The sequence below is a fragment of the Streptomyces xanthophaeus genome, assembly GCF_000725805.1.
Lineage (GTDB): Bacteria > Actinomycetota > Actinomycetes > Streptomycetales > Streptomycetaceae > Streptomyces > Streptomyces xanthophaeus.
In genome coordinates this window covers 403,383-421,172 of sequence record NZ_KL647132.1, presented here as the reverse complement: position 1 = coordinate 421,172, position 17,790 = coordinate 403,383, and the positions used below count along the sequence as shown (strand labels likewise).

General features: G+C 72.8%; 16 protein-coding genes. 7 read left to right on the top strand and 9 right to left on the bottom strand.

The window, feature by feature from the left end; genetic code table 11:
• Positions 1 to 61 precede the first annotated feature (61 nt).
• The 4 genes from IO30_RS46500 to IO30_RS0131275 form a co-directional block, all read right to left on the bottom strand.
• Positions 62 to 775 (bottom strand): hypothetical protein, encoded by a 714-nt coding sequence (locus IO30_RS46500; RefSeq protein WP_031148576.1) that lies wholly within the window; start codon positions 773 to 775, stop codon positions 62 to 64.
• Complete coding sequence (locus IO30_RS0131285) at positions 772 to 2,667, bottom strand: phosphatidylglycerol lysyltransferase domain-containing protein (protein WP_031148574.1); 1,896 nt, start codon at positions 2,665 to 2,667, stop codon at positions 772 to 774. The genes IO30_RS46500 and IO30_RS0131285 overlap by 4 nt, the downstream gene beginning before the upstream one ends.
• Positions 2,668 to 2,751: 84 nt before the next feature.
• Positions 2,752 to 3,816, bottom strand: a complete 1,065-nt coding sequence (cobT, locus tag IO30_RS0131280; protein ID WP_031148572.1) for a nicotinate-nucleotide--dimethylbenzimidazole phosphoribosyltransferase — start codon at positions 3,814 to 3,816, stop codon at positions 2,752 to 2,754.
• 107 nt (positions 3,817 to 3,923) lie between these two features.
• Complete coding sequence (locus tag IO30_RS0131275; protein ID WP_031148570.1) at positions 3,924 to 5,129, bottom strand: bifunctional adenosylcobinamide kinase/adenosylcobinamide-phosphate guanylyltransferase; 1,206 nt, start codon at positions 5,127 to 5,129, stop codon at positions 3,924 to 3,926.
• Between the two features lie 104 nt (positions 5,130 to 5,233).
• Here IO30_RS0131275 and IO30_RS0131270 point away from each other — a divergent pair, with 104 nt between their 5' ends.
• Complete coding sequence (locus IO30_RS0131270; RefSeq protein WP_031148568.1) at positions 5,234 to 5,446, top strand: hypothetical protein; 213 nt, start codon at positions 5,234 to 5,236, stop codon at positions 5,444 to 5,446.
• Between the two features lie 82 nt (positions 5,447 to 5,528).
• On the opposite strand, the gene IO30_RS0131265 is transcribed toward IO30_RS0131270, so the two are convergent.
• Complete coding sequence (locus IO30_RS0131265) at positions 5,529 to 6,275, bottom strand: class I SAM-dependent methyltransferase (protein WP_031148566.1); 747 nt, start codon at positions 6,273 to 6,275, stop codon at positions 5,529 to 5,531.
• A gap of 65 nt (positions 6,276 to 6,340) precedes the next feature.
• Entirely contained in the window at positions 6,341 to 6,949 is a 609-nt protein-coding gene (locus tag IO30_RS0131260; protein ID WP_107065210.1) for a DUF3043 domain-containing protein, read from the bottom strand.
• 278 nt (positions 6,950 to 7,227) lie between these two features.
• On the opposite strand from IO30_RS0131260, the gene IO30_RS0131255 reads away from it, so the two are divergent.
• Together IO30_RS0131255 and pspAA are read left to right on the top strand one after the other, a co-directional pair.
• Positions 7,228 to 8,019 carry a PspA/IM30 family protein gene (locus IO30_RS0131255; protein ID WP_078904332.1) on the top strand — a complete coding sequence of 264 codons (792 nt, stop codon included), beginning with the start codon at positions 7,228 to 7,230 and terminating at the stop codon, positions 8,017 to 8,019.
• 13 nt (positions 8,020 to 8,032) lie between these two features.
• A complete protein-coding gene (pspAA, locus tag IO30_RS0131250; RefSeq protein WP_031148561.1) occupies positions 8,033 to 8,311 on the top strand; it encodes a PspA-associated protein PspAA in 279 nt (92 codons plus the stop codon).
• Between the two features lie 98 nt (positions 8,312 to 8,409).
• Here pspAA and IO30_RS0131245 read toward each other — a convergent pair whose 3' ends face one another.
• On the bottom strand, positions 8,410 to 9,291 hold the full coding sequence (locus IO30_RS0131245; protein ID WP_237403478.1) for a hypothetical protein: 882 nt from the start codon (positions 9,289 to 9,291) through the stop codon (positions 8,410 to 8,412).
• Positions 9,292 to 9,376: 85 nt separating this feature from the next.
• Here IO30_RS0131245 and IO30_RS0131240 point away from each other — a divergent pair, with 85 nt between their 5' ends.
• The 3 genes from IO30_RS0131240 to IO30_RS0131230 all read left to right on the top strand — a co-directional run bounded on the left by IO30_RS0131240 (position 9,377) and on the right by IO30_RS0131230 (position 14,283).
• Positions 9,377 to 10,195 carry an adenosylcobinamide-GDP ribazoletransferase gene (locus IO30_RS0131240; protein ID WP_051902677.1) on the top strand — a complete coding sequence of 273 codons (819 nt, stop codon included), beginning with the start codon at positions 9,377 to 9,379 and terminating at the stop codon, positions 10,193 to 10,195.
• Between the two features lie 36 nt (positions 10,196 to 10,231).
• Positions 10,232 to 10,969 (top strand): response regulator, encoded by a 738-nt coding sequence (locus tag IO30_RS0131235; protein ID WP_051859734.1) that lies wholly within the window; start codon positions 10,232 to 10,234, stop codon positions 10,967 to 10,969.
• 182 nt (positions 10,970 to 11,151) lie between these two features.
• Positions 11,152 to 14,283: an efflux RND transporter permease subunit gene (locus IO30_RS0131230; protein WP_031148555.1), complete on the top strand. Its 3,132-nt coding sequence runs from the start codon at positions 11,152 to 11,154 to the stop codon at positions 14,281 to 14,283.
• A 76-nt stretch (positions 14,284 to 14,359) separates the two neighbouring features.
• Here the strand turns inward: IO30_RS0131230 and nadA are convergent, their stop codons facing one another.
• Positions 14,360 to 15,547 carry a quinolinate synthase NadA gene (gene nadA, locus IO30_RS0131225; RefSeq protein WP_078904331.1) on the bottom strand — a complete coding sequence of 396 codons (1,188 nt, stop codon included), beginning with the start codon at positions 15,545 to 15,547 and terminating at the stop codon, positions 14,360 to 14,362.
• Positions 15,548 to 15,843: 296 nt separating this feature from the next.
• Between nadA and erpA the strand changes: the two genes are divergently transcribed.
• Complete coding sequence (gene erpA, locus IO30_RS0131220) at positions 15,844 to 16,200, top strand: iron-sulfur cluster insertion protein ErpA (protein ID WP_031148553.1); 357 nt, start codon at positions 15,844 to 15,846, stop codon at positions 16,198 to 16,200.
• A gap of 73 nt (positions 16,201 to 16,273) precedes the next feature.
• Here erpA and IO30_RS47760 read toward each other — a convergent pair whose 3' ends face one another.
• Positions 16,274 to 17,737, bottom strand: a complete 1,464-nt coding sequence (locus IO30_RS47760) for a hypothetical protein (RefSeq protein WP_031148551.1) — start codon at positions 17,735 to 17,737, stop codon at positions 16,274 to 16,276.
• Positions 17,738 to 17,790: the final 53 nt, after the last annotated feature.

The window sequence follows — 17,790 nt, the reverse complement described above, 5'->3', positions numbered from 1 at the left end:
GTGGGCGCGAACGGCCCGAGGTCTGTCGTCACCCCGATACGGTACGGCCTGTTCCGTCGGTTCAGAGAGAGTCCAGGGGCGGCGGCCGCCGCCCGAGCGGCAGGCGGGAGGGGCGCGGCCCCCACCGGGCCCGGACCAGGCACACCGCCATCACCGCGGCGATGGCCGCCAGGTGCTCCTTGCCCGCCAGGTTGTTCTTGACCAGCACCTCACCGGTCATGGCCAGGATCACCAGCGCGCCCGTCAGGTACGCCCCGTAGCGCCAGCACACGTAGATGGCGAGCCCCACCACCGCCGCCGAGGGGCCGGTGTCGTTGACGATGCGGTCGGAGTCGGGCAGGCCGAAGGGATGGTCCGCGCCCAGCGAGAGCCCGATCCGCGCGTAGGTGGTCCCGGCGAGGGTGGCGACGTAGCCGATCAGCAGGGTGCGCCACCAGCCGATGCAGATCTCCGAGATCCCGAAGACGAGCAGGATCTGGGCGAGCGCGCCCCACACCGGCAGGTCCAGGGCGGGCACGAACAGCGACAGCGGCGTCCGCAGCAGGGCGAGCCACAGCGGGTCGACGGCCTTGACCGACCCGAGGTCCTGGACCGGCTGGAACCCCCAGGACGTGTTCTGCACGATCTGGAAGAGCGAGGTCAGGCAGACCGCGCCGAGGGTCATCGGGACGGCGCGCCACTTGTCGCGGACGAGCGCGTCCCGGACGGTCCAGAACAGGGGCCCCCACTCGCGGCGGGCGAACCGCCGGAGTGGGGATGTGGTCCGCGCTGTCAACGACGGGTCTCCAGGTGTCTGCGGTGCAGCCACTTCGGCAGGCCGGGGGCCTCCAGGAAGCCCTCGGCCCGTCCCGCCGCGATGCCGATCCGCAGCAGGTCCGAACTCTTCTCGAAGAGCATGAACCGCGGTTCCCAGATCGGCCGGTATTTGGCGTTGGCCCGGTAGAGGGACTCGATCTGCCACCAGCGGGAGAAGAAGCTGAGCAGCGAGCGCCACATCCGCAGCACGGGACCGGCGCCGAGCCGGGACCCGCGCTCGAAGACCGACCGGAACATCGCGAAGTTCAGCGAGACCTGGGTGATCCCGATCTCCTTGGAGCGTTCCAGGAGTTCGATGACCATGAACTCCATCAGGCCGTTCTCGGAGTCCCGGTCACGGCGCATCAGGTCCAGCGACAGGCCCTTGGGTCCCCACGGCACGAAGGACAGCACCGCACGCAGTTCGCCCCGGCCGTCGGTGCACTCCAGCATCACGCACTGGCCGTCACCGGGATCACCCAGCCGGCCCAGCGCCATCGAGAAGCCGCGCTCGGTCGCACCGTCGCGCCAGTCGTCGGCGCGGCGCACCAGTTGGTCCATCTCCCCGGCCGGGATGTCCGCGTGGCGGCGGATGCGGACCGTGTACCCGGCCCGCTTGACCCGGTTGTACGCCTGGCGGACGGTGCGCATCGCACGGCCCTCCAGGGTGAACTCGTCGGTCTCGACGATCGCCTCGTCGCCGAGCTCCAGCGCGTCCAGCCCGTGCCGGGCGTAGACCTGCCCGGCCTCCTCGCTCGCCCCCATCACGGCCGGCACCCAGCCGTGCTCGCGGGCCTCGGCCAGCCACGGATCGATGGCACCGGGCCAGGCCTCGGGGTCGCCGATCGGGTCGCCGGAGGCCAGTGAGACCCCTCCCACGACGCGGTAGGTGACGGCCGCCTTGCCGGTCGGGGACCAGATCACGGACTTCTCGCGGCGCAGCGCGAAGTAGCCGAGGGAGTCGCGCTCGCCCTGCCTGGCGAGCAGTGCCCGCAGCCGCTCCTCGTCCTCCGCGGTGATCGGGTCGACGGCCCGGCGCGAACGGAAGGCCGCGAACAGCACGGCGAGGAGCAGCATCATCGACATGAAGTTGATGGCGACGTCCACCCAGCCGGGCGGGGTGATGGCGTTGTGGATCCGGCTGTCCGGGGCGAGGGTGATCAGCCGCATCACCCCGTACCGCCAGCGGGCCAGGAAGGTGGCCTCGGAGGCGTCGGGGTCGGTGTTGGTGACGCCGACGAGCAGGGCCGCGACCAGCGAGGTCACCAGCAGGCCCGCGGCGGCGACGACGGTGGCCAGGGCGGGGTTGGAGCGGTCGCCCCGGGCGTAGAACTCCCGTCGTCCCAGGAGGAGGGCGCCGACGAAGGCGGCGGTCAGCCCGAGGGACACCCAGTTCTGGGCGTGGTCCCGGAACTCCGGGTAGCACATGTTCCATTCGCCGCCGGTGCAGGGCGCGAAGGCCGCCACCGCGAAGGCGAGCAGCAGGGCGCCGCTCACCGCGAGGTTCAGGATCCAGGCGGCGCGTTTGCGCCGCCCCATGGTGACGGCGAGCAGCAGCGAGAACAGGCCGGAGGCGAAGCCCGCCGTGAGCAGGTACGGGGTGTAGAAGTCGGCGGTGTTGTGGCGGCGCAGGTCCTGCCCGAGCGAGAGCCACACCGCGCTCAGGAAGTTGACGAAGGTGACGGCGCGCAGGTACCAGACCGCGAAGGCGGCGCCGCGCCGTGAACGGGTGCTTCCCCTGCCGGTCTCCCGGCCGCCCCCCGCCCCCTTGCCGGCGGGGTCGCCGCCGGTCTCTTTCCTGCCGGACGCCGGACCGGGTGCCTGTGCGGCGCCCCGGGCGGTCTCTGCGCTGGTCAAACGGACCTCTCCCATAAAAAGCGATCATATGGGGCGCCACCGTCCACGGGTGCGCGGTCCGGGGACCACGGCCTGGTCAGGGCCGGTGGTCCCGGTGGCTCATTCCGTCGGCTCCGGCGCTGCCCTCTCCGGGAGTTGCGCCGCGAGCGCGGCGGCCGCCTGGACCAGGGGGAGTGCCAGCAGGGCCCCAGTACCTTCGCCCACAGAGACGCCGTGGTCGAGGAGAGGGTTGAGTGCCATCCGGTCCAGGGCCTTCGCCTGGCCCGGTTCGCCGCTCGCCTGCCCGGCCAGCCACCAGTCGGGGGCCCGGAAGGCGGCCCGCTGGGCGACCAGGCCGCAGGCCGCCGAGACCACGCCGTCCAGGATGACCGGCGTACGGCGCACCGCGCACTGGAGCAGGAAGCCGGTGATCGCGGCCATGTCCGCCCCGCCGACCGCCGCCAGCAGCGCGACCTGGTCCCCGAGGACCGGGCGGGCCCGGCGCAACGCGTCGCGGATCGCCGCGCACTTGCGCATCCAGGCCAGGTCGTCGATGGGCTGCCCGCCGCGGCCGGTGACCACGGAGGCGTCGGTCCCGCACATGGCGGCGACCAGGGTGGCGGCGACCGTGGTCCCGCCGACGCTCAGGTCGCCGAGGACGACCAGGTCCGTCCCGGAGTCGGCCTCCTCGTCGGCGATCCGCATCCCGAGCCGCAGGGCCGCCTCGGCCTCCTCGGCCGTCAGCGCGTCCTCGACGTCGATCCGCCCGCTGCCGCGCCGGACCCGGTGCCTGACCACGTCCTCGGGCAGCAGCCCGGGATCGCAGTCCAGCCCGGCGTCCACGACGCGTACGGGCACACCGGCCCGCCCGGCCAGGACGGCGACGGGGCTGGTCCCGTCCAGTACGGCGCGCACCAGCTCGTGGCCCCCGGCGGCGGACCGGGCGGAGACGCCCCGGGAGGCGATCCCGTGGTCGGCCGCGAACAGCACGACACGGGGGTGTTCGACCGGCCGGACGGGCACCTGCCCCTGCGCGGCGGCGAGCCACTCGGCGAGGTCGTCGAGCCGGCCCAGCGCGCCGGGCGGCACGGCCAGCCGTTCACGGCGGTCCTCGGCGTCACGCCGGACGCCCCCGTCGGGGCGCTCGATCAGATCGGAGAAGTCGTCGAGATTCAGCGTGCTCATCTGCCGAAGCGTACAGCCGGTGAGGCCCTCCCCAAGAGGCCCTGCACCGGGGCGTGGCACGGGCCGTGGCAGGGGCCGCGGCCGGTACGGGGCCTCTTGGGGAGCCGCTATTCCTTGAGGGCGAGGGCCTGCCCCGCGACCACGAGGAGCACGTGCTCGCACTCGCCCGCCACCCTCGCGTTCAGGCGGCCCAGCTCGTCGCGGAAGCGCCGCCCCGACGCCGTCGCCGGGACGATGCCCGAGCCCACCTCGTTGCTGACGAGCACCACCGTGCGCCGGGTCGCGCGGACGGCCGCCACCAGCTCCGCGGTCCGTTCGCCGAGCTGCTGCCGGCCGCCCTTGGCCCAGATCGCGTCGTCCCAGGCCCCGGCCCGGTCCATCGCGTCCGTCAGCCACAGCGCCAGGCAGTCGACGAGCAGCGGCGGTCCCGCACCGGCGAGCAGCGGCTCCAGCTCGCACGTCTCCACGGTCTGCCAGGTCGAAGGCCGCCGCTCCCGGTGCAGCCCGACCCGCTGCGCCCACTCCGCGTCCCCGTCACGGGTGCCGCCCGTGGCCACGTACACCACCTCGGGGAAGGAGGCGAGGCGCTGCTCCGCCTCGTAGGACTTGCCCGACCGGGCCCCGCCCAGCACCAGGGTCCGGCGCGGCAGGGCGGGCACGGCGCGGTACTCGCCGACGAGCACGGTGGTGCCGTCCGGCACCGCCCGGGCCCCGGCGGCCGCGCAGCGCCGGTCCAGCTCCGGGCCCGGCGGTGTGTCGTGGTCCAGGTGCACGGCGATCACGTCCGTGGAAGGACCGACCGCACCGCTCGCGCGCAGCCGCGCCAGCGCCTCGGGCCGGCCCAGCACGTCCGCGAGGACCATGTCGTACGGGCGCTGCCCGGTCACGCCATTGGTACCGGCCGGAGCGCCGCCGGGCGGCAGGTAAAGCAGCCGGCTCCCGTCCGGCCCGGTGACCTCGTACCCGGTGCCCGGTGCGTCCATCGGCACCGCCCGCACCCGGTGCCCGGAGATCACCGACAGCTCCCGTCCGTCCGGCACCCGCCCGGCCGCGGGCAGCCCGGGCGGCAGTTCCACGGCGGGCCCGTCGTGCGGGTGGGTCAGCAGGACCTGCCGTACGCCGGCCAGCGAATGGCCTGCCCGGGCGCCGGCCAGGACCGCCCCGGGGGTGAGGTCGAGCAGCAGCGCCCCGTCGACGAGTACGGCCGTTGCGGCGCGGGAGCGGGTGCCGACGGAGACCGCGCAGGCCGCACAGGGGCAGCCGGGGCGGGGCAGGCCCTCGGGTGTGCCGGTGCCGAGCAGAGTGAGTTCCACAGGATGATCCTCCCGCGTCGCCGAGACTGCTGCGCGCCCGGTTACTCTGCGGGCACACTCAAGACGAGAAGCGTGCGAGCAGCGGACGAGCAACGGAGGCGGACATGGCGTGGACGTGGCGGTTCGAAACGGCCGACGGCAGCGAGACCAGCCCGGCGGTGGTCCCGGAGGAGTTCACCACGCAGGGGGACGCCGAGTCCTGGATCGGCGAGGTGTGGAAGGAGCTGCTGGAGGGCGGCACGGAGCAGGTCAAGCTGTCCGACGACAGCGGCACCGAGCTCTACACCATGAGCCTGCGCGCGGCCCTGGACGCCTGATCCCGACGGCTGACGGGCCCGGAGGCTCCGGATTCCCCGGAGCCGCCGGGCCCACCGGTGTCCGCCCCCGGAGGGGGAGGGGCTACTGCCCCCGGACGCCGCACAGGTGCAGCAGCGCGGCGACGCCCCGGTAGGGGTCGGTCCGCCCGGCGCGGTCCTCGGCGGCCAGCAGCCGCTCCAGCTCCTCGTCCTGCGGGAGGGTCTCCCCGGCCTCGGTCCCGTCGGTGAAGACGCGTACGCCGTACCAGGCCTGGAGCGGGGCACCGATCCCGGACAGGGTGGCCGTCAGCCCGGCCAGCCGGTCGGCGCGCACTTCGAGGCCCAGCCGGTTCGTGTAGTCGACGCTGTCGAAGGCGGTCAGCGCGCCCTTCCAGTCACCGCCCAGGCCGGGCCGCATGGCGAGCGCGTCCCCGTTGCGCACCAGCAGGGACAGCAGTCCGCCGGGGGCGAGCATCCGGGCCAGCCCGGCCAGCATGGCGTCGGGCTCGGGCACGTACATCAGCACGCCGTGGCACAGCACCACGTCGAAGCTGCCCGGCAGGAAGTGGGCGCCGGTCTCGCGGCCGTCGCCCTCCATGAGGCGGACGCGGTCCTGGATCCCGGCGGGTTCCCCGGCCAGCGCCTCCTGGGCGACGGCCAGCATCCCGGGGTCCTGCTCCAGGCCCGTGACCTTGTGCCCGGCGCGGGCGAGGCGAAGCGCCTGGGTGCCCTGGCCCATGCCGACGTCGAGCACGCGCAGCCGCTGTCCCACCGGGAAGCGGTGCGCGATCTGCTCGTCGACCTGCCGGCCCACCAGCTCCTGGCGGACGGCGTTGCGCAGTCCCCCCAAGCCTTCGAGCCAGAGCCGGGCCCCCTCCGCGAAGCCGTCTCCCGACGGTCCGGGCTTTACTCGGCTCAGGGCCGTTCCCCGCGCTTGACCTGCGGCTTCGGCAGACGGAGCCGGCGCATCTGGAGGGTGCGCATCAGGCCGTAGGCGATGGCGCCGCGGCGGGGCTCGTCCGGGAAGCGGCCGATGAGGGCCTTGCGGAGGCGGAACACCAGGCCGGCGGAGTCGACGATGATCAGGGCGATCACGCCGAGCCACAGCAGCAGCGCGATGTTCTTGACCGCCGGCGCCGGCATCATGCTCAGCACCAGGATGACCACGGCCAGGGGCAGGAACAGCTCGGCGACGAAGAAGCGGGAGTCCACGAAGTCGCGGACGTACCGGCGGACCGGGCCCTTGTCCCGGACGGGCAGGTACCGCTCGTCGCCGTTGGCCAGCGCTTCGCGCTGCTTGGTCATCTCTACCCGGCGGCGTTCACGGGCTCGCTTTGCGTCCTCCTTGCGATTGCCGGTCGAGGCCACCACGGCCTTGCGCTGCGACTGAGCCACGGCGCGCTTCGGCGTAGGGCGGCCCTTCGGGGCCTGCGGGTCACGGGGCTGCGAGAGGTCGGCGCTCACCTTGTCGGTGGCGGCGGCCTTCTCTTCCTTGGAGGAGCGGCTACCAAACACAAAACCCAAGCCTACGTGGTGGAAGGCATGGGCCCCACCCCGGCGGGGAACGATCCGGCAACGGCGCGCGTCTTTCGGGTACACGGTTCTCGCGTGTGGGCCCGTCCTCCTCCCGGCATCCGTCGGGGGCGCACCTACTCCTTACGCCTGACACGGCGCGGGCGTAGTCGTCCTGGAGGAGGAGCGCATCCGCTCTCGAACAGTGCGGTAATGGAGACAGGGCCCGTACTGTGGGTTCTGTTGGTGACCTGGAGCACAGTCCGTCTAGAAGGGGGCGCGCGAAGCCCATGAGCGGTGTCATGAAGCGTATGGGGATGATCTTCCGCGCGAAGGCGAACAAGGCCCTTGACCGGGCCGAGGACCCGCGCGAGACCCTCGACTACTCGTACCAGAAGCAGCTGGAGCTGCTGCAGAAGGTGCGCCGCGGCGTCGCCGACGTGGCGACCTCCCGCAAGCGCCTGGAACTGCAGCTGAACCAGCTCCAGGGACAGTCCGCCAAGCTGGAGGACCAGGGCCGCAAGGCCCTCGCCCTCGGCCGCGAGGACCTGGCCCGCGAGGCCCTGTCCCGCCGCGCCTCGCTCCAGCAGCAGGTGAGCGACCTGGAGGTGCAGCACCAGACCCTGCAGGGCGAGGAGGAGAAGCTGACCCTCGCCGCCCAGCGGCTCCAGGCCAAGGTGGACGCCTTCCGCACGAAGAAGGAGACCATCAAGGCCACCTACACCGCGGCCCAGGCGCAGACCCGGATCGCGGAGTCCTTCTCCGGCATCTCCGAGGAGATGAGCGACGTCGGCCTCGCCATCCAGCGGGCCGAGGACAAGACCGCCCAGCTCCAGGCACGCGCGGGCGCGATCGACGAGCTGCTGGCCTCCGGGGCCCTGGACGACCAGTCCGGCCTCGCGCGGGACGACATCCAGACCGAGCTGGACCGCCTGTCGGGCGGTACGGACGTGGAGCTGGAGCTCCAGCGGATGAAGGCCGAGCTGGCGGGCGGCCCGTCCGCGCAGCAGCAGGCCATCGAGGGCGGCGCCCAGGGCACCGCGCAGCCCTCCCAGAGCCAGCACCGGTTCGACAAGCAGTAGGACGGGGCCCGTCATGATTGTCCGCATCATGGGGGAAGGCCAGGTCGAGCTCGGCGACGAGCACCTGCCCGAGCTGAACAAGCTGGACGACGAACTGCTCGCTGAGATGGAGGGCGGCGACGAGGAAGGCTTCCGGCGCACGCTGGGCGCCCTGCTCGAAGCCGTACGGCGCCTGGGCAAGCCCTTGCCCGACGAGGCGCTGGAGCCCTCCGAGCTGATCCTGCCCGCCCCGGAGGCGACGCTGGACGAGGTCAAGGAGATGCTCAAGGACGACGGCCTGATCCCGGGCTGAGCGCCGTGGCGGCCGGGCGGCCGCTCTCCGGAACACCGACAGCACGACGGGCCCGCTCCCTTACGGGAGCGGGCCCGTCGGCGTCCGGGGGCGCCGCCTCAGTGCGGTGCGGGCGGTTCCGCCCTGCCGCCCGGTTTGCCGGGCCCGGCCGCCTCGCCCGGCCCGCCCGGTCCTGGGCCACCGCCCATTCCGGGCCCGCCGACCGGGCCCGCGCCGCTGCCCTCGCCCGCGCGTACGGCCCGCATCGGGTCGGGCGTCCCGCCGATGAAGTTCTCGAACTTGCGGCGCGGCGCCGCCCACCGCCGGTCGTGGTGGAAGGCGCGCAGCCCCGCCTTGGCGCGGGCCCTCGGGCGGTTCGCGTAGAACTTCTTCGCGTACGGCGATCCGGGCCGGGCCAGCCGTACCGCGCCGATCAGCGCCACGAACGGGATGACCGTCCCGAACACCGCCGTGCGCGCCTTGCCCTTCCACAGGGCGAGCAGCGCCAGGAAGAAGTTCGTGGCGGTGTTCATCACGACCAGCCCGCGGCTCTGGCGTTCGTCGTGGGTGAGCTCGTTGACCCCGAAGGGCAGGAAGCCGCCCAGTACCAGCGCGACCACCGCGGCCGTCAGCACCACGATCTCCACGCTCTTGCGGCCCTGCTCGCTCCAGTAGACGTCGTCGAGGTGCAGGATGAGCGCGAACTCGTCCAGGACCAGGCCCGCGCCCAGCCCGAAGATCACCGCCGAGAGCAGCGCACCGAAGCTGTGGTTGCTGCTGCCCACCGCGCCGAACCCGCCGATGACCACCAGGATCACCCCCGGCACCACGTGGTGGACGTGCATCCCGCCCGGGGTGACGTTCTTGAACGGCCCCCGCCCCGCGCGGATCAGGCGGGTGATCACCCGGGTGATCAGGAACGAGAGGACGAAGGAGAGCAGGGCGAGCAGCAGCGGCAGCTTCCCGGGTTCGAGGATGTTGCGGTACCACCAGTGACCCATAGCACCGGCCCTCTCTGTGGCGGCTGCCCATTCGCCCCGTATTGGGCAATTTACCGCTCACTGTAAGCGGGTAGCGTTCGCGCCGATGACAGATTCGTTCGAAGACCCTCAGCTGCCGCCCTCCGAGCGCGCCTCGCTCCGCGACGGCGTCCGCTTCGCGTTCGGCACGCTGACCGTGCTGCCCGCCCGCATCACGCGCTGGGACCGTCCCGCGGCCCGTACCGGAATGGCCTGCGCCCCGCTCGCGGGGCTGGTCGTCGGCCTGCTCGCGGCCGTTCCCGGAGTGCTCCTGCTGCTGGGCGGCGGCGGCCCGCTGCTCGCCGCGGCCGTCACCGTCGCCGTACCCGCCGCGCTGACCCGCGGGCTGCACCTGGACGGGCTCGCCGACACCGCCGACGGGCTGGGCAGCGCCAAACCGGCCGAGGCGGCCCTGCGCATCATGAAGCAGTCCGACATCGGCCCCTTCGGCGTCGTGACCCTGGTGCTCCTGCTGATGGTGCAGACCGCCGCCCTGGCCGACGCCTACGCGGACAGCTGGGTGCGCGGCGGCCTCGCCGCCGTGGTCGCCGCCGTGACCGCCCGCCTCGCCATGACCCTGGCCTCCCGCGAGGGCGTCCCGCCGGCCCGCCCCGAGGGGCTGGGCGCCGCCGTCGCGGGCGTGGTGCCGCACACCGTGGCCGCCGCCGTGACCGCCCTGGCCGTGGCGGGCGCCGTCCTCGCCGCGCTCCCGCTGGGCCTGCCCGCCGCGGGCCGGTGCGCCGCGGCGGTCCTGGCCGGGCTGCTCGCCGCGGAACTGCTGCTGCGCCGCTGCGTGCGCCGCTTCGACGGAGTCGCCGGTGACGTCTTCGGAGCCCTGGCCGAGGTCGCGGCGACCACCGCCCTGATCGTGCTCGCCCTGGGCTGACCCCGGCGGCGTCCGGGGCCCGCGTACGCTCGTCCCGTGGATCACACCCCGACGGACCCGGCCGCCCCCGTACCCGGCGCACCCATCAAGGTGCTGCTCGCCGACGACCAGGCCCTGCTGCGCAGCGCCTTCAAGGTGCTCGTCGACTCCGAGCCGGACATGGAGGTCGTGGGGGAGGCCTGCGACGGGGCCGAGGCCTTCGAACTGGCGCGGCGCAGCCGCCCCGACGTCGTGCTCATGGACATCCGGATGCCCGGCACCGACGGGCTCGCCGCCACCCGCATGATCAGCGCGGACCCGGAACTGGCCGCCGTACGCGTGGTGATGCTGACGACCTTCGAGGTCGACGAGTACGTCGCCGCGGCCCTGCGGGCCGGTGCCTCGGGCTTCCTCGGCAAGGGCGCCGAGCCCGAGGAACTGCTCAACGCGATCCGCGTCGCCGCCGCCGGTGAGGCACTGCTCTCCCCGGCCGCGACCAAAGGGCTGATCGCCACCTTCCTCGCCCAGGGCGGCGGGGCCGACCCGCACACGGCCGCAGCCGCGGCCGGGGCGCACGCGCAGCGGCTCGGTGCACTGACCGTCCGGGAGCGCGAGGTCCTCGTCCACGTGGCCGCGGGGCTGTCCAACGACGGGATCGCCGCGCGCCTGGACGTCAGCCCGCTCACCGTCAAGACCCACGTGAACCGGGCCATGGCCAAGCTCGGCGCCCGCGACCGGGCGCAATTGGTGGTCATTGCCTACGAATCGGGACTGGTCCGGCCCCGCGCCGACTAGGTCGTCTCCCGCCGGGGCGGGAACGCAGTAGTACGGCGTACTGCGGACGCGGTATGCCGCACATAAGGACGGGACCTGCGAGCGACGCAGCGCGCCCGGCGCGTGGGCCAGGGTGGGAATCCCCTGGCGCGTGCTGCCCGACGGCACGGCTTCGTCACGTCACTGCAGAGAGATCCCCGCCCATGTCCTGGCTGTCCCGCTTCAGCCTTGCCCAGAGAGCCCTGATCGGCCTCGTGTCGGTCGTCGCCCTGCTCTTCGGTGCCATAGCCATCCCGCAGCTCAAGCAGCAGCTGCTGCCGTCCATCGAACTGCCCATGGTCTCCGTGCTCGCGCCGTACCAGGGCGCTTCGCCCGACGTGGTGGAGAAGCAGGTCGTGGAACCGATCGAGGCCACCCTCAAGGGCGTCGACGGCATCACCGGCATCACCTCCACCGCCAGCGAGGGCAACGCCCTCATCATGGCCACCTTCGACTACGGCGACAGCGGCACCAAGCAGCTCGTCGCCGACGTGCAGCAGGCCGTCAACCGCGCCCGCGTCCGGCTGCCCGCCGAGGTGGACCCGCAGGTGGTGGCCGGTTCCACCGACGACATCCCCACGGTGATCCTCGCCGTCACCTCCGACAAGGACCAGCAGGCCCTCGCCGACCAGCTGGAAGGCTCCGTGGTCCCCGTCCTGTCGGACATCGACGGCGTCGGCCAGGTCACCGTCGACGGAGTCCAGGAGCTCCAGGTCACCGTCACCCCCGACGACGCGAAGCTCGCGGCCGCCGGCCTCGACGGGGCCGCCCTCGCCAGGGGCCTCCAGGCGGGCGGCGCGACCGTCCCCGCCGGATCCTTCGACGAGGCGGGCAAGAACCGCAGCGTGCGCGTGGGCGCCGGATACACCTCCCTCGCCCAGGTCGAGGACCTGCGCCTGAGCCCCGGCCCCGGCAGGCCCGCCGTGCGCCTCGGCGACGTGGCCGCGGTCAAGCAGGAGGCGGCCAAGCCCGTCTCCATCACCCGGACCAACGGCAAGCCCAGCCTCGCCCTCGTCCTGACCATGGACAAGGACGGCAGCGCCGTCGCCATCTCCGACGCGGTCGAGGACAAGCTCCCCGAGCTGCGCTCCACCCTCGGCGCCGGCGCCGAGCTGACCGTGGTCAGCGACCAGGGCCCGGCGGTCGCCAAGTCCATCTCCAGCCTCACCACCGAGGGCCTGCTCGGCCTGCTCTTCGCGGTGATCGTGATCCTGGTCTTCCTCGGCTCGCTGCGCTCGACGCTGGTCACCGCGGTCTCCATCCCGCTGTCCGTCGTCCTCGCGCTGATCGTGCTGTGGACCCGCGACCTGTCCCTGAACATGCTCACCCTGGGCGCGCTCACCATCGCCATCGGCCGGGTCGTCGACGACTCGATCGTGGTCCTGGAGAACATCAAGCGCCACCTCGGCTACGGCGAGGAGCGCCAGTCGGCCATCCTCACCGCGGTCAAGGAGGTCGCGGGCGCGGTCACCTCCTCCACGCTCACCACCGTCGCCGTCTTCCTGCCGATCGGTCTCGTCGGCGGCATGATCGGCGAGCTGTTCGGCTCCTTCTCGCTGACGGTCACCGCGGCCCTGCTGGCCTCGCTGCTCGTGTCGCTGACGGTCGTGCCGGTGCTCTCGTACTGGTTCCTGCGCGCCCCGAAGGGCGTGACGGAGGGCGATGCCGAGAGCGCGGCGAAGGCCCGCCGCGAGGCCGAGGAGAAGGAGGCGCGCAGCCGCCTGCAGACCTTCTACGTAAGGGTCCTGGGCTTCGCCACCCGGCGCCGCCTGACCAGTGTGGCCATCGCCGCGGTCGTCCTCGTCGCCACCTTCGGGATGACCCCGCTGCTGAAGACCAACTTCTTCGACCAGGGGGAGCAGGACGTCCTGACGGTCAAGCAGGAGCTGGCCCCCGGCACCTCGCTGGCCGCCTCCGACGAGGCGAGCCGCAAGGTGGAGGAGGCGCTGTCCGGCATCGACGGCGTGAAGAGCTACCAGGTCACCGTCGGCTCCTCCGGCTTCCTCGCGGCCTTCGGCGGCGGTACGGGCTCCAACCAGGCCTCGTACCAGGTCTCGCTGAAGGACGCGGGCGACGCGGACGCGGTGAAGAAGGACATCGAGGGCGCGCTCGCGGGGCTGGACGGCATCGGCGAGACCAAGATCGTGGCGGGCGACGGCTTCGGCAGCCAGAACCTCAGCGTGGTCGTCAAGGCCGGTGACGGCGAGGTCCTCGCCAAGGCCGCCGAGCAGGTCCGCGCCGAGGTCGCCGAGCTCAAGGACGTCACCGACGTCCAGAGCGACCTGTCCCAGTCCGTGCCGCGCATCTCGGTCACGGCCACCCCCAGGGCCGCGGAGGCGGGCCTGGACCAGGCCGCGCTCGGCGCGCTCGTCGCCCAGGCCGTACGGGGCACCCCGGCGGGCAAGGCGGTCCTGGAGGACACCGAGCGCGACATCGTCATCAGGTCCGCGCAGCCGGCCACCACCCTGGCCGAACTCCAGGCCCTCCCGGTCGGCCCGCTGAAGCTCGGCGACATCGCCGAGGTCAAGGAGGTCCCCGGCCCGGTCGCGATGACCCGGATCGACGGCGCCCGCGCCGCCACCGTCACCGCGAAGCCGCTCGGCGACAACACCGGCGCGGTCAGCGCCGCGCTCCAGACGAAGCTCAAGGAACTGGACCTGCCCGAGGAAGCCACGGCCTCCATCGGCGGTGTCTCCCAGGACCAGGACGAGGCCTTCGGCTCGCTGGGCCTGGCCATGCTCGCGGCCATCGCGATCGTCTTCATGCTGCTGGTGGCGACGTTCCGCTCGCTGGTGCAGCCGCTGATCCTGCTGGTCTCCGTGCCGTTCGCGGCCACCGGCGCACTCGGCCTGCTCCTGGTCACCGGCACCCCGATGGGCGTCCCGGCGATGATCGGCATGCTGATGCTCATCGGCATCGTGGTGACCAACGCGATCGTCCTGATCGACCTGGTCAACCAGTACCGGGCCCAGGGCCTGGGCGTGGTCGAGGCGGTCGTCGAGGGCGGCCGGCACCGGCTCCGCCCGATCCTGATGACGGCCCTGGCGACGATCTTCGCCCTGCTCCCGATGGCGCTCGGTGTCACCGGCGAGGGCGGGTTCATCTCGCAGCCGCTCGCGGTGGTCGTGATCGGCGGTCTGGTCAGCTCGACCCTGCTGACGCTGCTCCTGGTGCCGACGCTGTACACGATGGTCGAACTCCGCAAGGAGCGCCGCCGCACGAAGCGCACGGCGCGCCTGACGGTGGTCCCGGCCCCGGCGCGGTCCTCCGACGAGGAGACCCCGGCCGGAGTCTGACCGGCAGGGCTCCTTCGAGAGCCACGAAGGGGCGGTCCCGTGGGGGGACCGCCCCTTCGTCGTCCGGCGGGCGCCGTTACGGGAGCGCGAGCATGCGCTCCAGCGCGAGCTTGGCGAAGCTCTCCGTCTCCTTGTCGACCTGGATCTGGTTGACGAGGTTGCCCTCGGCCAGGGACTCCAGGGTCCACACCAGGTGGGGGAGGTCGATGCGGTTCATGGTCGAGCAGAAGCAGACCGTCTTGTCGAGGAAGACGACTTCCTTGTCCTCGGCGGCGAATCGGTTCGCCAGCCGCCGGACCAGGTTCAGCTCGGTGCCGATGGCCCACTTGGAGCCGGCCGGGGCCGCCTCCAGCGCCTTGATGATGTACTCGGTCGAGCCGACGTAGTCCGCGGCCGCCACGACCTCGTGCTTGCACTCGGGGTGGACCAGCACGTTCACGCCGGGGATGCGGGCGCGGACGTCGTTGACCGAGTCGACCGAGAACCGGCCGTGGACCGAGCAGTGGCCGCGCCACAGGATCATCTTGGCGTCCCGCAGCTGCTCGGCGGTCAGGCCGCCGTTCGGCTTGTGGGGGTTGTACAGCACGCAGTCGTCCAGGGACATGCCCATGTCGCGGACGGCGGTGTTGCGGCCCAGGTGCTGGTCCGGGAGGAAGAGCACCTTCTCCCCCTGCTCGAAGGCCCACTCCAGGGCCTTCTTCGCGTTGGAGGACGTGCAGATCGTGCCGCCGTGCTTGCCGGTGAAGGCCTTGATGTCGGCGGAGGAGTTCATGTACGAGACGGGGACCGTGCTCCCGGCTATGCCGGCCTCGGTCAGCACGTCCCAGCACTCGGCGACCTGCTCGGCGGTGGCCATGTCGGCCATCGAGCAGCCGGCGGCCAGGTCGGGCAGGACCACCTTCTGGTCGTCCGAGGTGAGGATGTCCGCGGACTCGGCCATGAAGTGGACGCCGCAGAAGACGATGTACTCGGCCTCCGGCTTGGCCGCCGCGTCCTTGGCCAGCTTGAAGGAGTCACCGGTCACATCGGCGAACTCGATGACCTCGTCACGCTGGTAGTGGTGGCCGAGGATGAAGACCTTGTCCCCGAGCTTCTCCTTGGCCGCGCGGGCGCGCTCCACCAGGTTCGGGTCCGAGGGCGAGGGCAGGTCGCCGGGACATTCCACCCCGCGCTCGCTCTTGGGGTCGGCCTCGCGGCCGAGCAGCAGCAGGGCAAGGGGCGTCGGCTGGACGTCCAAAGGCTGGGCGGTGGTCACGACACGCACCCTTTCTGTTCTGCGACAAGGGACTTCTGAAGGCAGAGGCGCTTCGACTTCTCGTCTATTTGACGCTATCTATCATAACCGCTTCACGTCAGTTTGACGATGCCGATAGTGTCAATGTGACGCATCTGCTGTCGTCCGGTCCGGTCCGTCCGCCTGCGTGGTGTGCGAGCATGAATATCTGAAACACGCGTCGGGACCCGGAATGAATCCGCGGCCCCGCTCGTTGCCACCGACGGCAAGAGTCCGACGTTTCCCTGTCTCCGGCGGGGAGCCGCCCACTTCGGGAGTGAATGCAGATGTCCGTACAGGACGACAAGACCACTGTGAGCGACGGCATCCTCCTGTCCGACGCCGCCGCCGACAAGGTCAGGACCCTGCTGGAGCAGGAAGGCCGTGAGGACCTCGCCCTCCGCGTCGCCGTCCAGCCCGGCGGCTGCTCCGGCCTGCGCTACCAGCTCTTCTTCGACGAGCGTTCCCTCGACGGCGACGTCGTGAAGGACTTCGACGGTGTGAAGGTCGTCACCGACCGGATGAGCTCGCCGTACCTCCACGGCGCCTCCATCGACTTCGTCGACACCATCGAGAAGCAGGGCTTCACGATCGACAACCCGAACGCCACGGGTTCCTGCGCCTGCGGCGACTCGTTCAGCTAAGCCTGCCGGGTCCCGCGAGAGGGCCCGCTCCCGGTCGTAACCGACCGGGAGCGGGCCCTCTCGCGCGTCTGGGCTACTGCCGGGCCAGCGGCTTGCCCGTGGTCGCGTCCACGACCTTGCGGTCGCCCAGCGGCTGCTGGAGCGTGGCCGTCAGCGACATCTCCTGCGCCAGCATGATGCAGGCCTGACCGGGCTGGTTCGGGGTGTCGGTGATCTTCACCAGGACCGATCCCGGCTGCTCGCGCGCCTCCAGGGCGTACGTGGAGCACGGGCTGCCCCAGAAGTTCACGGTCAGCTTCCGGTCCGCCTCCTGGTACGAGAACCCGGGCACCGTCCGGCCGTCCCCCGGCGGCACCGCGGACTCCTCGGCCGCGGCCGGCTGGCTCACCGTACGGCCGGGGCCGCCGTCCTTGCCCGCCACCTCGAAGAGCCAGGCCGGGACCAGACCGCGCGCCCCGTCCACCGTCCCGGGCACCAGCCCGAGCGCCGCGCCCCGCACCGTCTCCGTGCGCGGGGGCTTCATCGGGCGCGGTTCCGGGTTGCAGGGCAGGGTGTCCGTGGCCTGCGGCGGGGTCTGCGGGTCCAGCGGGACCGAGGTCGCGCAGGCGCTCGGTCCCGGGCCGCTGCCGTCCGAACCGCCCGAGGCGGAGTTCAGCCGGGCCAGCGCCTCCACGGCGCCCACGACCTTCTGCTCGCCCGCCCGCTGGGGCGCCTTCAGCTCGCCGCTGCCCGTCACCACCTGGGAAGCCGCGTCCACGCCCACCTTGGTGGACCAGCCCTGGGTGGGCAGGCCGCCGACCACCGGGTCCGCCGTCACCACCCGCACCGAGCCCTGGGTCAGGCGGGCGTCCAGCCGGGGCCCGTCCAGCCCGGCCGCCGCCAGGACCGGGGCAGCGGCGGCCTTGGCGGCCTCCTCGGACACCGGGGTGGCCGCGCCCTTGTCCGTGCCGGCGCCCGTGTCCGCGCCCTGGTCCGCGCCGCCCTGGGGGAGGGTGGCGGGGCCGCAGGTGTCCTTCCCCCGCACGCAGTCGTCCCCGGTGCCGTTGCCGTTGCCCGCCTGGAACCGGGTGTAGTTCCAGGTGCCGGGGGCCTTGCGGGACACCGTGAGCCGCGGTCCGGACCCGTCGGCGGCCTCCCCGGCCAGCCAGACGTCGCCGGTCAGCCGCGGGTCGCCGGGCACCCCGAGGGCCGCGGCCAGCCGGGCCACCTCCTGCGCGGAGACCTCCCCGGACGCGGTGAAGGCGGGCGCCGTCGCCGGGGCCTCCGGCAGCTTCACCTCGGCCCGGTAGACCACCCCGCCGCCGGACGGGTCGGGCTCCCCGGGCGCGATGCCCGGCCCCGAGGGGTCCCCGGCCGAACGGGGCGCGGAGGCCGCGCTGTCCGCCGCACGGCCGCCCCCGGAGCCCTCCCCGTGGGCCGTCGAGGCCCAGTACGCGCCCCCGCCGCCCGCGAGCAGGACCGCGGCCGCGATCGAGCCGATGGCCCAGGCCGGCCGCCGCCGAGTGCCGCGTGATGTGTCGGGTTCTTCGCTGGTCACCGCATCGCTCCTTCGCCCGTTCCGTCGTACGTGATGCGGGTGGGACGGAGCAG

Coding starts and splice junctions, on each gene's coding strand:
- pspAA (WP_031148561.1), top strand. CDS start 8,033: ATGATTGTCCGCATCATGGGGGAAGGCCAGGTCGAGCTCGGCGACGAG.
- IO30_RS0131240 (WP_051902677.1), top strand. CDS start 9,377: ATGACAGATTCGTTCGAAGACCCTCAGCTGCCGCCCTCCGAGCGCGCC.
- IO30_RS0131255 (WP_078904332.1), top strand. CDS start 7,228: ATGAGCGGTGTCATGAAGCGTATGGGGATGATCTTCCGCGCGAAGGCG.
- IO30_RS0131230 (WP_031148555.1), top strand. CDS start 11,152: ATGTCCTGGCTGTCCCGCTTCAGCCTTGCCCAGAGAGCCCTGATCGGC.
- cobT (WP_031148572.1), bottom strand. CDS start 3,816: ATGAGCACGCTGAATCTCGACGACTTCTCCGATCTGATCGAGCGCCCC.
- erpA (WP_031148553.1), top strand. CDS start 15,844: ATGTCCGTACAGGACGACAAGACCACTGTGAGCGACGGCATCCTCCTG.
- IO30_RS0131245 (WP_237403478.1), bottom strand. CDS start 9,291: ATGGGTCACTGGTGGTACCGCAACATCCTCGAACCCGGGAAGCTGCCG.
- IO30_RS0131270 (WP_031148568.1), top strand. CDS start 5,234: ATGGCGTGGACGTGGCGGTTCGAAACGGCCGACGGCAGCGAGACCAGC.
- IO30_RS0131285 (WP_031148574.1), bottom strand. CDS start 2,667: ATGGGAGAGGTCCGTTTGACCAGCGCAGAGACCGCCCGGGGCGCCGCA.